Source organism: Bradyrhizobium sp. CCBAU 11430 (assembly GCF_028128855.1).
Classification (GTDB): domain Bacteria; phylum Pseudomonadota; class Alphaproteobacteria; order Rhizobiales; family Xanthobacteraceae; genus Bradyrhizobium; species Bradyrhizobium ottawaense.
Map to the genome: position 1 here is coordinate 50308 of NZ_LBJV01000058.1, position 13673 is coordinate 63980.

Consider the following 13673-nt stretch of genomic DNA (forward strand, 5'->3'; position numbering starts at 1 on the left):
GATGCCTCCCGCCATTCCGCTCGCGACCTATCGGCTTCAGCTCACCGCGGATTTCGACTTCGACAAGGCGGCCGCGGTGGTCCCCTATCTGAAGGCGCTGGGGATCACGCATCTCTATGCCTCGCCGGTGATGAAGGCGCGCAAGGGCTCGACCCATGGCTACGACACCGTCGATCACAGCCAGTTCAATCCGGAGCTTGGCGGCGAGGCCGGCTTCGCCCGGCTGAGCGAGGCGCTGACCAAGCACGACCTCGGCCTCATCATCGACTTCGTACCCAACCATGTCGGCGTGCATTTTGCCGACAATCCCTGGTGGCTCGACGTGCTGGAATGGGGCCAGGCTTCGCCCCACGCGGTCTCCTTCGACATCGACTGGGATCAGCTCGCCTATCGCGCCCGCGGCGGTGTGCTGCTGCCCATCCTCGGCGCGTCCTATGGCGAGGCGCTCGAGCGCGGCGACATCGAGCTACGCTACGATCCGGACCAGGGAAGCTTCTCTGCCTGGTATTTCGAGCATCGCCTGCCCGTCGCGCCGGAGCGCTATGGCGAGATGCTGCGCATGATCGTGAAGGAAGCGGATGCCGCCGAGACGGAGGCCGGCGAACTTCTGCTGTCGCTTGCGGCGCGCTATACGGGATTGCGTCGTCCCAATCGCAAGGAGGCACCGGCGTTCAAGACCGAGCTCAGGGAGATCCCTGGTGCTGCCGAGGTGATCGCACGCGGCCTTGCCGCCTATCGTGCCGCCAAGGATCGTCCCGCGCAGACGCTGGCGCTGCACCATCTGCTGGAGCGCCAGCACTACAAGCTCGGGCACTGGCGGCTTGCCTCCAGCGATATTAACTATCGCCGCTTCTTCGACGTCAACGGGCTCGCAGGTCTGCGCGTCGAGGACGCGAGCACCTTCGCCGCCACGCACCGGCTGGTGAAGCAGCTCATCGCCAGCGGCAAGCTGCAGGGCATCCGGCTCGATCACATCGACGGCCTGCGCGACCCCGCGCAATATTGCCAGCGGCTGCGCCGGCTGGTGCGCGACGCGCAAGGAAATACAAAGCCGTTCTACACCGTGATCGAGAAGATCCTGTGCGAGCACGAACGCCTGCCGCACCTCGCCGGCGTTCAGGGCACCACCGGCTATGAATGGATGAACGTCATCACCCATGCGCTGGTCGAGGCCGGGGGCCTGGGGGCGCTTGACGAGACCTGGCGGCAGGTCAGCAACCGGCCGCCGCGGCTTGCGCCTTACGTCAAGGACGCCAAGCGGCGCGTGCTGGAGACGCTGCTCACCAGCGAGTTCACCGTGCTGACCCGCCTGCTCGCGCGCATCGCCAACGGGCATTACTCGACGCGCGATTTCTCCGCCGACAGTTTGCGGCAGGCACTTGAGCTCTATGTGCTGCATTTCCCGGTGTACCGCACCTATCTGACCAATAGCGGCCCGACCACGCCCGACCGCAAGCTGATCGATGACACCATCGCGCGCGCCCGCGCGGAATGGTTCGCCGCGGACGAAGGCATCTTCGACTTCCTGCGCGACGCGCTGACCATGGACCTGCTCAAGCCCGGCCGCCCCCCGCACAGCGCCCCGCGCGTGCGTCGTTTCGCGCTGAAGGTGCAGCAATTCACCGGGCCGATGATGGCGAAGTCGCTGGAGGACACCGCGTTCTATCAATTCCACCGGCTGCTCGCGCTGAACGAGGTCGGCGGCGATCCCGCCAGCACCGGGCTCACGATTTCCGCCTTCCACGAGACCATGCAGGCCCGCGCCAAGGAATGGCCATTGGGAATGACGGCGACCGCCACCCACGACACCAAGCGCGGCGAGGACGCCCGCGCGCGCATTGCGGCGATCAGCGAGATTCCCGGCGAATGGACCAGCGCGGTGGCGCGATGGAAGGTGCTGAACGCGCCACACCTCACGCTCCATGGCAATTACCGCGCGCCGTCGGCGACGTTCGAATACATGCTCTACCAGACCCTGCTCGGAGCCTGGCCGCTGCAGGGACCGGTCGATGCCGGCTTCGTCGAGCGCATCCAGGCCTATGCGCTGAAGGCCGCGCGCGAGGGCAAGGAAGAGACGAGCTGGCTCAACCCGCATGAAGCCTATGAGAACGGCGTCAAGAGCTTCATCGACAAGATTCTCGATCCCGCACTATCCGGTGAATTCCTGGATTCACTGCAAACGCTGGCCCGGCGCCTGGCGCTGCTCGGCGCCTTGAATTCTCTGAGCCAGCTCACCCTCAAGGCCACCCTGCCCGGCGTGCCCGACTTCTACCAGGGCACCGAGTTCTGGGACCTGTCACTGGTCGACCCCGACAACCGTCGCCCGGTCGATTTTGGCGCGCGGCACGCGGCGCTGAGGTCACTGGACGATCCGGATTGGCGTAGCCTGACCAAGAGCTGGCCCGACGGCCTGATCAAGCTGGCCTGGACACGGCGTCTTCTCGAGCTGCGCAATGAACTCGCCGACGTCTTCGCTCAAGGCGACTATCAACCGCTGGCGGTGCGCGGCGCCCATGCCGACCATGTCATTGCCTACGCCCGGCGCCATGGCCGCGCTGCGGCGATCGTCGTGGTCGGGCGCCAGTTCGCGCCGTTTACCCAAGCGGGCCGGGAATGGCCCGCGGTGGAGGGAATTGACGCGACCGTCGATATCACGGGCTATGCCGCGACGGGCCATGAGGGCCACGAACTGCCGGTCACGCAGGCTTTCCATGATTTTCCCGCCGCCGTCATCGAGGCCCGCACGGCAAGCGCCATCAGGCCCGCGCGCCCGCGCGTGCGCGCCTGAAGCTACTTTCCGTCGTCCTTGGTCAGCAGCAACTGCCCGCGCTTCCTGATCGTGGCCTGCGCCATCTCGGCAAAGCGCTGCAACAGCCAGGGCAGCACCACCTGGACCTTGACATGGTCTTCGGCGACGTCGACCTGACCCGTCGCGATCTGCCCGAGCGCGCGAATGCGAAAGGCCATGCTGTCGCCGGTCCAGCGCTCCTCCTCGACCTGCATCACCGGAATGCTGGCTGCCGCCCGGCCGAGCCCGGTCTTGAGCCGGCGGACCGCCTCCTCGCGGCCGAGATGATGCGGAATTGAAACGACAAGCGGTGCTGACATGGCCCTGCCCTGTGATGATCGATCCTCACATAGTCATGCCGGACGACGCGGCAAAGGTTCCATGCAACTTGGACCTGTGGCCCTGTTTCAAAAACGGAACCTAAAACCCTGGGGCAAGTTGCCCTCGCACGAGGGGACAGGTGCAAACGACCCTTGCAACAAAGGGCTGAGGAGATTCGCATGTCAATCGGTACGATCATTCTGATCATTCTGGTCATCGCCCTGCTTGGCGGCTTCAGCGGCATCGGCGGCGGCCCGTTCTACGGCACCGGCTATTACGGCGGCGGCGGCCTCGGACTGGTCATCGTCATTCTGCTGATCCTGCTGCTGATGGGACGGATCTAGCGACCCAGCGAGGATTTCGTAGGGTGGGCAAAGGCGCTCTTGCGCCGTGCCCACCTTCCCTCGCCGCAACAAGAAGGTGGTGGGCACGCTTCGCTTTTGCCCACCCTAGAGTGTCGCGGCTGGAGCGGGGACTGCGCCGTCTAATCCACCCTACTTCATCTTCTCCGCAAGCTTCTTGATCGCCGCCTTGATCGACGCGGCCGCATCGTCATAGCCCTCCCACGCCTTCGACCGCGGCAGCAGGCCCGGCACGGTCCGCAGCGTATAGCGCTTCGGATCGAGATCGCTCTTCACCTGCGCCCAGGTGACGGGCATCGAAACCGTGGCTCCGGCCCGCGCACGCGGCGACAGCGGGGCCACCGCCGTCGACATCCGGTCGTTACGGAGATAGTCGAGGAAGATCTTCCCCTTGCGTAGCTTCTTCGACATGTTGAGCAGATAGCGCTCTGGATCGTCGTCGGCCATCCACTGGCAGACGCCCTGCGCGAAGGCCTTGGCTTCCTTCCAGCTCACCTTGTCGCGCGCGCCGTGAAGCAGCGGCACCACCACATGCAGGCCCTTGCCGCCCGTGGTCTTGCAGAAGCTCTCCATGCCGAGGTCTGTGAGCCGCTGACGCATGTCCTTGGCGGCCTCGACGACATCGGCGAACTCCACATCCGGCGCCGGATCGAGATCGAACACCAGCCGGCCCGGCGTATCGTAGGCATCAGGCGCGCAATTCCAGGGATGCAGCTCGACGCCGCCGATCTGCGCGACGGCGGCCAGCCCTTCGACGCGATCGATCTGCAAATACGGCTTGCGATCGCCCGAGACCTTGGCCAGCTCGAGCAAATTCGAGGTGCCCTGCATGGCATGACGCTGGAAGAACGTCTCGCCGCCGATGCCGTCGGGCGCACGCACGATCGAGCACGGCCGCCCTTTCAGATGTTCGATCATCCAGGCGCCGACCGCCTCGAAATAGCGCGCGAGATCCAGCTTCGTCACGCCCTCGCCGTCACCGCCGTCGGGCCACAGCTCCTTGTCCGGCTTGGAGATGACGACGCCCATCACCTCGGCGGTGCCGGTGTCCTTCGATCGCTTGGCTGTCTTCGCCGCGCGCTTGCGGGGCGTGGGCTCGGCGAGCTCGGTGTCGACAGGCGTCTCCGCCTCGACTTCCTCGGCGGGCTTGTCCTGCCGCAGGCCCTTGAACGCGGCCTGGCGGATATTGCCGTCGGCGGTGAAGCCGGCGAACTCGATCTCGGCGACGAGTTCCGGCTTCAGCCAGTGCACCTCGCGGCTCTTCTTCGGCGCGTTCTTGCCGCCGAAGGGGCTCTCCTTGGCCTCCATGGCCTTCAGGGACGGCATGATGCGCTTGACCTTGTCCGCGCCGAAGCCGGTGCCGACCATGCCGACGAAGACAAGATGATCGCCGCGATGCACGCCGGCCATCAGCGAACGGAATTTGCCGTTGGTGGTCTTGTAGCCGCCGATCACGACCTCATGGCCAGCACGGCACTTTGCCTTGGTCCAACTCTCGGTGCGGCCGGAGCGATAGGGCGCCTCCAGCTTCTTTGACACCACGCCCTCCAGCTCGAGCTTGCAGGCCGATTGCAGCACCGCATCGCCGCCGCTCTCGAAATGCTCGACATAGCGGATCTGAGCCGATTTCCGCCTGCGCGCTCCCAGCAGCTGTTTCAGCCGCGCCTTGCGCTCGCCGAGCGGCAGACGCCGAAAATCGAGATCCTCCGCGAACAGGAGGTCAAAGGCAAAGAAGATCAGCTCTTCAGTCTTGCCGTCCGACAGCGCGGCCTGGAGCGAGGAGAAATTCGGCGCACCGTCGTGATCGAGCGCCACGATCTCCCCGTCGATCATCACGTCCGGCAGCGCAGCCGCCTCGTTCGCGATCGAGGCGAACTTGTCGGTCCAGTCGAGGCCCTTGCGCGTCTTCAGCGTCGCCTTGCCGTCCTCGACCCGGAGCTGCACGCGGTAGCCGTCGAATTTGATCTCGTGGCACCAGCCCTCGCCGCCCGGCGGCCGCTCGACCGAGGTGCAGAGCTGCGGCGGCACGAAGTCCGGCATCTCGGCGACCTTCTTGCCACTGGTGGCAGTTGTGGCCTTCTTCTTCGCCGCCCCGCTCTTAGAGATCTTGCCGCCCTTCAACGCCGTACGTGGCGCCGGCTTGACTGTTTGCCCCTTCGCTTCCTCGGCCCGGTTGGATTGCCAGACCGCGTCGGCCTTGGTCTTGGCACCCTTGGCCAGCATGAACGGCTTTGGCGCGCGCCCCTTGCCCTCGGCGATCTGCTCCATCGCACGGCCGGAGGCGACCGATTTGTCCTCGTCGAGAATGTCGTTCTTGGCCCCTTCGCGGACGAATTCGTCGCGGTGCTTGATCAAGAGCCAGTTGGTGCGCTTGCCGCCGGTACGGTCGTTGCGCATGCGGACCAGGACCCAGCTTCCCTGCAGCTTGTCCCCATGCAGTGTGAACTTCAGATCGCCCTTCTTGAAGCCGCGTTCGGGATCTTCCGACTCCCAGGTGCCGCGATCCCACAGCATCACCGTGCCGCCGCCGTACTGCCCTTCCGGAATCGTGCCTTCGAAATCGCCATAGTCGAGCGGATGGTCCTCGACCTCGACCGCCAGCCGCTTGTCGTGCGGATCGAGCGAGGGGCCCTTGGTCACCGCCCAGGACTTGAACACGCCGTCGAATTCGAGCCTGAGATCATAATGCAGCCGGCTCGCATCGTGCTTCTGGATCACGAAGCGCCGCTGCTTCGACGGCGTCACCGCCGTCTTGCCCGACGGCTCCGGTGTCTTCTCGAAATCACGCTTCTGTCGGTAAGTGGAGAGTTTTTGCAGCACGACCGGTCCCGCTTCTCTTTCGGGGATTCAAGCCTATCACGGCCAAAGTCCCATCCGGAACCAAAACCCCGCGGGGCGGTTGGGGTTCCAAAACGCCTTGAAAACGCTGGAGAATGGAATGGCCCCGCGCGCCTATTGGAAGGGAACGTTGAAGCTGTCGCTGGTCAGCTGCCCGGTCGTGCTTTATCCGGCGACCACGGCGGCCGAGAAGACGCGGTTTCATCTGATCAACCGCGAGACCGGCAACCGGCTCAAGCAGCAGATGATCGATGCCGAGACCGGCGATGTCGTCGAGAGCGACCAGAAGGGCCGCGGCTATGAGCTGCGCAAAGGCAAATACGTCGAGATCGAGCCGGAAGAGCTCGAGGCGGTCCAGATCGAGAGCAACCACACCATCGACATCGAGAGCTTCGTGCCGAGCGAGGAGATCGACCAGCGTTACCTCAACCATCCCTACTACCTTGCACCCGACGGCAAGGCCGCGGTCGATGCCTTTGCGGTGATCCGCGACGCCATGAAGGACCAGGAGCGCGTGGCGCTCGCCAAGATCGTGCTCACCAACCGCGAGCACATCATGGCGATCGAGCCGCTCGGCAAGGGCCTGCTCGGCACCACGCTGCGCTTTCCTTACGAACTGCGCGACGAGGACCAGTTCTTCGAAGACATCAAGAGCCCGAAGATCACCAAGGACATGGTCGAGCTCGCGGGCCACATTCTCCAGACCAAGGCCGCCCATTTCGACCCCGGCAAGTTCAAGGACGAGTACGAGAACGCGCTGAAGGCGCTGGTGAAACGCAAGGCCAGCGGCAAGAAGATCGAGCTGCCGGAGCCCGAGGAGCGCCCCAGCAACGTGGTCAGCCTGATGGATGCGCTGAAGCAGAGCCTGAAAGGACGTGGCGGCAAGAAGACGGCCGCGAAGTCGCATGCGCGGCGGGCAACTGGACGGCAGCGGGCTGCGAAGAAGACGCATCGGTCCACGGCGCGACATCGGAAGGCGGGTTGAGGGGATCGCTCGCCCGGCACTCGATATCGTAGGGTGGGCAAAGCGGAGCGTGCCCACCACCTTTATCAAAATCGCGAGAATGGTGGGCACGGCGCTTTGCGCCTTTGCCCACCCTACGGGCTGTCGAAGTCGGAGCCTAATCCCCCGCCTTCAACCGGTACCCGATCCCCGTCTCGGTCAGCACAAATTGCGGCCGCTCCGGGTCGGCTTCGATCTTCTGGCGGAGCTGGCGGACATAGACGCGTAGGTATTGCGCGTCGGTCAATTCGTCCCAGAGCTCCCTCAGCAGGAAGCGGTGGGTGAGCACCTTGCCGGCGTGCTGCACCAGCACGCGCAGGAGGTCGTATTCCTTCGGCGACAGCTTCACCTCGCGCTCGCCGACCTTGACGATGCGGCGCACGAGATCGACCGAGAGATCACCGCTGCGAAACACCGGGCGTTCGCCCTGGATCTGGAGCTGGTGCCGCAGCGCCGCGCGCAGGCGGGCCAGGAGCTCGTCCATGCCGAACGGCTTGGTGAGATAATCGTCGGCGCCGAGATCGAGCGCCTGTACCTTGCCGGCTTCGTCGCCACGGCTCGACAACACCACGATCGGCACGCCTTCGTTGCGTGCGCGGATGGTGCGCAGCAGCTCGTGTCCCTGCACGTCGGGCAGACCGAGATCGAGGATGATCAGCGCCGGCTCCTCGACGAGTTTCTCCAGTGCGATCTTGCCGTTCGACGCTTCCAGGATCTCATAGCCTTGCGTCGTCAGCCCCATCCGCAGCAATTTGCGGATCGGCGGCTCGTCGTCGATGACCAGGACCTTGATCGGGGCAGCGCTCATGCGGCGGTATCCAATGCGCGGCTCTCTGCCGGAACGGGAAGACGGATGGTGAGGACAGCGCCACTGCGGTCGCTGCGGTTGGCGGCCGAGATCGTGCCCCGCATCGCCTCGACGAAGCCGCGCGAGATGGCGAGCCCGAGCCCCGTGCCGGGACGGACGTGATCGCCTTTCTGAACGCGGTAGAACTTGTCGAACACGCTCTCGAGCTCATCAGGCGGGATGCCGGCCCCCTCGTCCGCGATCTCGAGCACGACATGATCGCTGTCACGCCGGCTGCGGATCGAGATTGTGGTCTCGGGTGGCGAATATCTCGCAGCGTTGTCGAGCAGGTTGAACAGCACCTGCTCGAACAGCACCGCATCGAGCTGCAGCATCGGCAGATCGGCGGCCAGCACCAGCTCGACCTCGTGTGCGGTGAGAATCTTGGCTGCACGCCGCAGCGCGCTGCCCACGATCTCACCGAGATCGTGCAGCGCCGCGTTGGGCACGACGGCACCCGACTCGAGCTTGGTCATGTCGAGCAGATTGGCGATGAAGCGGTTCAGCCGCTCGGATTCGTCGATCACGGTCGCGAGCAGGTCGCGCTTCTCGGTGTCGGAAAGCGCGCCGGCGAGATCGCGCATGGTGGAGGCCGCCCCCAGCACCGAGGCGAGCGGCGTCTTTAAATCGTGCGAGATCGAGGTCAGGAGCGCCGACCGCAGCCGCTCGGATTCGACGGTGCGCTTGACGCGGTCCATGTCCTCGACCAGCAGCACGCGCTCGATCGCGAGCGCGCCCTGGTCGACCAGCGCATCGAGCAGGCGGCGCTGGTCCGGCGTCAGCAGCGGACCGGTGCGGTCGTCGTCAATGCCGATCACCCCGATCGGGCCGCGCCCGGTGCGCATCGGCAGGAACAGCCGTTTTGCACCCGGCAGCGTGTCCGAGCCGCGGCCGGCGGGGCGGTCGTTGCTCCAGGCCCAGTTGGCGGCGGCGAGATCGGCCTGATCGAGCTCGTCCTCGGGCGGATAGCCGGATTTCACCGTGAGCAGACCTGCTTCCGGCAGCAGCAAAACCACCCGGACTTTCAGCATCAACGCGATCTGGTAAGCCGTCGCCCACAGCACGTCGTCGAGCGTTGCGGTGCCGGCGAGCTTGCGGCTGAAGGCGTAGAGCTGCTCGCTCATCCTGATCCGGCCGATGGCGGCATCGGCCTGCGTGCGCACGCGCGCCGCAACATTGGAGACGAGCATGGCCACCACCATGAACAGCACGAAGGCGGCGACGTTGGTCGGGTCGGTGATCGTGAAGGTGTGGATCGGCGGCAGGAAGAAGAAATTGTAACAGAGCGAGGCCGCGACAGTCGCCAGCAGGGACGGCCACAGGCCACAGCGCAGGGCAACTGCCACGACCGAGGTCAGCAGCACGAGATCGACGTTTTCGATGCCGAAATAGGGCTGGATCAACTTGGCGGCACCAAGTCCGATCAGCACGATGCCGAGCGCCTTCAGATAAGGCAACGGATTGAACGGCTCGGACCGCACGGCGGTCTGCACCGCCGTCTTGGGCGCCCCCTCGCCCGGCAGCTCGTCGCCGGCGATGACATGAACCGTGATGTTGCCCGCGCGGCGAACCAGATCATGGACGACCGAGCCGCGTGTCATCTCGAACCAGCGCGAGCGGGTCGATTTGCCGATCACGATCTGGGTGACGTTGTTGCCTTGCGCGAAATTGACGACGTCGTCGGCGATGCGGCGACCGACCGCCGGAATGGTCAACGCCTCGCCGCCGAGCGATTCCGCGAGCCGCAGCGTATCGGCCAGCCGGTCGCGCTGCTCATCGGACAATTGCAGCGATCGCCGCGTCTCGATCGAAACCGCGGTGAAGGGGGCATGCAGCCGGTCCGCCAGCCGCTTGGTGTAGCGGACGAGACCGGCGGCGCGCGGATCCTCGCTGACGCAGACGAGAATGCGCTCGCCGACGGCCCAGGGCCCGGGAATCGCGTTGGCCTGCATGTGGTTGAGGAGCTGCTCGTCGACCCGCTCCGCCGTGCGGCGCAAAGCGAGCTCGCGCAACGCCGTCAGGTTCCCCGGCGAGAAATAATGCTCCAGCGCACGCTCGGCCTGCTTGGGCACATAGACCTTGCCCTCCTTCAGGCGCTGGATCAAATCGTCGGGCGTGAGGTCGATCAGCTCGATCGCGTCGGCGCGATCGAACACCGAGTCCGGCACGGTCTCGCGTACCCTGACATGGGTGATCTGGGCGACGACGTCGTTCAGGCTCTCGATGTGCTGGATGTTGACGGCGGTGTAGACGTCGATGCCGTGGGACAGCAATTCCTCGACGTCGAGATAGCGCTTGGGATGGCGGCAAAGGGGCGCATTGGTGTGGGCGAGCTCGTCGACCAACGCGATCTGCGGCCGGCGCGCGATCACCGCATCGAGATCCATCTCCTCGACGATCTGCCCGCGATAGTCGAGCCGCTTGCGCGGGACCACTTCGAGACCGCGCACCAGCGCCTCGGTCTCGGCGCGGCCGTGGGTCTCGACGAAGCCGACCACGACGTCGATGCCGGCCTTGCGCTTGGCGTGGGCGCTTTGCAGCATCTCGTAGGTTTTGCCGACGCCGGGGGCGGCGCCGACGAAAACCTTCAGCTTGCCGCTCGCGCTCCCTTCCCGCCGCGCCGCTTCCAGCAGCGCCTCGGGCGACGGACGTTGTTCGGGATCGCGGCGCTCTCGGACCATTTTGCCAATATAATCATCTGCGTGACGCGAGCCTAGACCGCTACCTGGCGGCGGCGCGATCCAGCGAGAGATTCAGTGCCAGAACGTTAACCCTGGGTTCGCCAATCAGACCGAACAAGCGGCCTTCGGTATTGGCGGTCACGATCTGCTTGACCTGATCCTCCGGCATATTCCGCGCCCTGGCCACGCGCGGCACCTGGAATTGCGCCGCTTCCGGCGAGATATCAGGATCGAGGCCGCTGGCGGAGGTTGTCACCAGGTCGACCGGCACGGCAGCGTTCGGATTCTCAGCCTTGAGCTTGTCTACATCTTCCCTGAGCCGGTCGGCCAGCGCCTTGCTGGTCGGGCCGAGGTTGGAGCCACCGGAATTGGCGGCGTTGTACGGCGCCGGCACCGTCTTGGTCGGATCGTTCGGGTCGGGCGCCACCGTCGCCGAGAGACGGCCGTGGAAGTATTTGTTGTCCCTGAACTCCTGCCCGATCAGGGCGGAGCCGATCACCTTGCCGTCCTTCTCGATCAGGCTGCCTTGAGCCTGCGCCGGGAAGAGCGCGCCGGCGATGGCCGTCATCGCCAGCGGATAGGCAAGGCCGGTGATGGCGGTGAGCACCAGCAAGAGGACGATGGCGGGGCGGATTTCTCTGAGCATGTTGGTCTCCTAAGTCTTCGTCATGGCGCGCGGCGCCTTGCACCGCGCGGGGACGGTCAAGCCAGGTGTAAAGCAACGACGACGAGGTCGATCGCCTTGATACCGATGAAGGGAATGACGATGCCGCCGAGGCCGTAGATCAAGAGGTTGCGCCGGAGCAGCGCGCCGGCACCGACGGCGCGATAGGCGACGCCCTTCAGCGCGAGCGGGATCAGCGCAATGATGATCAACGCGTTGAAGATGATCGCCGACAGGATGGCGCTCTGCGGGCTCGACAGATTCATGACGTTGAGGACGTTGAGCTGGGGGTAGAACGCCAGGAACATCGCCGGAATGATCGCAAAGTATTTTGCGACGTCGTTGGCGATCGAGAACGTCGTCAGCGCGCCGCGCGTCATCAGGAGCTGCTTGCCGATCTCGACGACCTCGATCAGCTTGGTCGGGTTGGAGTCGAGGTCGACCATGTTGCCGGCCTCGCGGGCAGCTTGCGTACCCGTGTTCATGGCGACACCGACGTCGGCCTGCGCAAGCGCCGGGGCGTCGTTGGTGCCGTCGCCGCACATCGCAACCAGCTTGCCCTTGGCCTGCTCGTTGCGGATCAGCTTGAGCTTGTCCTCGGGGGTTGCCTGCGCCAGGAAGTCGTCGACCCCTGCCTCCGCTGCGATGGCAGCCGCCGTCATCGGGTTGTCGCCGGTGATCATGATGGTGCGAATGCCCATGCGGCGCAGCTCGGCAAAACGCTCGCGGATACCGCCTTTGACGATGTCCTTGAGCTGGATGATTCCGAGCAGCTTGCCGTCCCTCGCGACCGCCAGCGGCGTGCCGCCGGCCTTGGCGATCTCATCCGCGATGGTCTGTATCTCGCGGCCGATCTCAGAGAGCCCGCTGGGCTGAATGGCGCGCGCCGCGTTGCCAGAAGCAACCGCCAGCTGCGCGCCGCCGCCGACATAGCTGAGCATCGCATCGACCGCGCCCTTGCGCACCGACGAGCCGCCGGCATCGACGCCGCTCATGCGGGTCTGCGCCGTGAACGGAATGAAGGTGGCGCCGAGCTCCGCCATGTCGCGGCCGCGGATGCCGTATTTCTCCTTCGCCAGCACCACGATGGAGCGGCCTTCCGGCGTCTCGTCGGCGAGGGAAGCGAGCTGGGCTGCGTCGGCGAGCTCCTGCTCGGTCACGCCGCGCACCGGGCGAAACGCCGTCGCCTGCCGGTTGCCGAGCGTGATGGTGCCGGTCTTGTCCAGCAGCAGCGTGTCGACATCGCCGGCGGCCTCGACGGCGCGACCGGACATCGCCAGCACGTTGAAGCGCACCAGGCGGTCCATGCCGGCGATCCCGATCGCCGACAACAGTGCGCCGATCGTGGTCGGGATCAGCGTCACGAACAGCGCGACCAGCACGATCACCGAGATCGAGCCGCCGGCATAGGCCGCATAGCTCGGAATGGTCACGGTTGCGAACACGAAGATGATGGTGAGACCGGCGAGCAGGATATTGAGCGCGATCTCGTTCGGCGTCTTCTGCCGCTCGGCGCCTTCGACCAGCTTGATCATGCGGTCGATGAAGGTCGAGCCTTGCGCCGCCGTGATGCGGACACGGATCCAGTCGGACAGCACCTGCGTGCCGCCGGTCACCGCGGAACGGTCGCCGCCGGATTCGCGGATGACGGGCGCGGACTCGCCGGTGATGGCGGCCTCGTTCACGGACGCGACGCCCTCGATCACCTCGCCGTCGGAGGGAATGGTGTCGCCGGCCTCGACCAGCACGATGTCGCCGACCTTGAGGCTGGTCCCCGGCACGAGATTGAAGTCCTGGCCGGCGCCGGTCAGCAGCTTGGCCTGGCTCTCGGTGCGGGTCTTGCGCAACGATTCAGCCTGCGCCTTGCCGCGGCCTTCGGCCACCGCTTCGGCGAAATTGGCGAACAGCACCGTGAACCAGAGCCAGACGATGATCTGGAAGGTGAAGCCGAGGCCAGCGCCGCCCGCGACGACGTCGCGCAGGAAGATCACCGTCGTCAGCGCGGCCACGACCTCGACCACGAACATCACGGGGTTCTTGACCATCAGCCGCGGATCGAGCTTGGTGAAGGAGGCGCGGATCGCCGGCAGCACGATCTTCGGATCGAGCATTGCCGAGACGGCAGCACGCTTTTGCAGTTTCATCGTATCCATGGAGGTCACTCCAGAC

General features: G+C 65.5%; 9 protein-coding genes. 3 read left to right on the forward strand and 6 right to left on the reverse strand.

Features of this window, described 5'->3' with window-relative positions; all coding sequences use genetic code 11:
- Position 1: 1 nt before the first annotated feature.
- Positions 2-2788 carry a malto-oligosyltrehalose synthase gene (gene treY / locus XI04_RS18440; protein ID WP_271610433.1) on the forward strand — a complete coding sequence of 929 codons (2787 nt, stop codon included), beginning with the start codon at positions 2-4 and terminating at the stop codon, positions 2786-2788.
- Positions 2789-2790: 2 nt separating this feature from the next.
- Here treY and XI04_RS18445 read toward each other — a convergent pair whose 3' ends face one another.
- On the reverse strand, positions 2791-3108 hold the full coding sequence (locus XI04_RS18445) for a polyhydroxyalkanoic acid system family protein (protein ID WP_028145680.1): 318 nt from the start codon (positions 3106-3108) through the stop codon (positions 2791-2793).
- Between the two features lie 180 nt (positions 3109-3288).
- Between XI04_RS18445 and XI04_RS18450 the strand changes: the two genes are divergently transcribed.
- Positions 3289-3453 carry a DUF3309 family protein gene (locus tag XI04_RS18450; RefSeq protein ID WP_018318514.1) on the forward strand — a complete coding sequence of 55 codons (165 nt, stop codon included), beginning with the start codon at positions 3289-3291 and terminating at the stop codon, positions 3451-3453.
- Between the two features lie 150 nt (positions 3454-3603).
- Here the strand turns inward: XI04_RS18450 and ligD are convergent, their stop codons facing one another.
- Positions 3604-6291, reverse strand: coding sequence for a DNA ligase D (gene ligD, locus XI04_RS18455; RefSeq protein ID WP_271610432.1), 2688 nt, complete (start codon positions 6289-6291; stop codon positions 3604-3606).
- Positions 6292-6409: 118 nt separating this feature from the next.
- Between ligD and ku the strand changes: the two genes are divergently transcribed.
- Complete coding sequence (ku, locus tag XI04_RS18460) at positions 6410-7294, forward strand: non-homologous end joining protein Ku (protein ID WP_038951112.1); 885 nt, start codon at positions 6410-6412, stop codon at positions 7292-7294.
- A gap of 136 nt (positions 7295-7430) precedes the next feature.
- Here ku and XI04_RS18465 read toward each other — a convergent pair whose 3' ends face one another.
- Genes XI04_RS18465 through kdpB form a run of 4 tightly spaced genes read right to left on the reverse strand, consistent with a single transcriptional unit; the run spans position 7431 to position 13657 of the window.
- Complete coding sequence (locus tag XI04_RS18465) at positions 7431-8120, reverse strand: response regulator (protein ID WP_271610431.1); 690 nt, start codon at positions 8118-8120, stop codon at positions 7431-7433.
- Entirely contained in the window at positions 8117-10840 is a 2724-nt protein-coding gene (locus XI04_RS18470) for a sensor histidine kinase (RefSeq protein ID WP_271610430.1), read from the reverse strand. The genes XI04_RS18465 and XI04_RS18470 overlap by 4 nt, the downstream gene beginning before the upstream one ends.
- A 40-nt stretch (positions 10841-10880) precedes the next feature.
- Positions 10881-11486, reverse strand: a complete 606-nt coding sequence (locus XI04_RS18475) for a K(+)-transporting ATPase subunit C (RefSeq protein WP_271610429.1) — start codon at positions 11484-11486, stop codon at positions 10881-10883.
- A gap of 56 nt (positions 11487-11542) precedes the next feature.
- The gene (gene kdpB, locus XI04_RS18480; RefSeq protein WP_038951115.1) at positions 11543-13657 is read right to left on the reverse strand and encodes a potassium-transporting ATPase subunit KdpB; all 2115 of its coding nucleotides are present in this window, start codon (positions 13655-13657) and stop codon (positions 11543-11545) included.
- Positions 13658-13673: the final 16 nt, after the last annotated feature.

What these genes read in the sequence shown, in the direction of transcription:
- treY (WP_271610433.1), top strand. Translation starts at nt 2, where the DNA reads ATGCCTCCCGCCATTCCGCTCGCGACCTATCGGCTTCAGCTCACCGCG.
- XI04_RS18445 (WP_028145680.1), bottom strand. Translation starts at nt 3,108, where the DNA reads ATGTCAGCACCGCTTGTCGTTTCAATTCCGCATCATCTCGGCCGCGAG.
- XI04_RS18450 (WP_018318514.1), top strand. Translation starts at nt 3,289, where the DNA reads ATGTCAATCGGTACGATCATTCTGATCATTCTGGTCATCGCCCTGCTT.
- ku (WP_038951112.1), top strand. Translation starts at nt 6,410, where the DNA reads ATGGCCCCGCGCGCCTATTGGAAGGGAACGTTGAAGCTGTCGCTGGTC.
- XI04_RS18465 (WP_271610431.1), bottom strand. Translation starts at nt 8,120, where the DNA reads ATGAGCGCTGCCCCGATCAAGGTCCTGGTCATCGACGACGAGCCGCCG.
- XI04_RS18470 (WP_271610430.1), bottom strand. Translation starts at nt 10,840, where the DNA reads ATGGTCCGAGAGCGCCGCGATCCCGAACAACGTCCGTCGCCCGAGGCG.
- XI04_RS18475 (WP_271610429.1), bottom strand. Translation starts at nt 11,486, where the DNA reads ATGCTCAGAGAAATCCGCCCCGCCATCGTCCTCTTGCTGGTGCTCACC.
- kdpB (WP_038951115.1), bottom strand. Translation starts at nt 13,657, where the DNA reads ATGGATACGATGAAACTGCAAAAGCGTGCTGCCGTCTCGGCAATGCTC.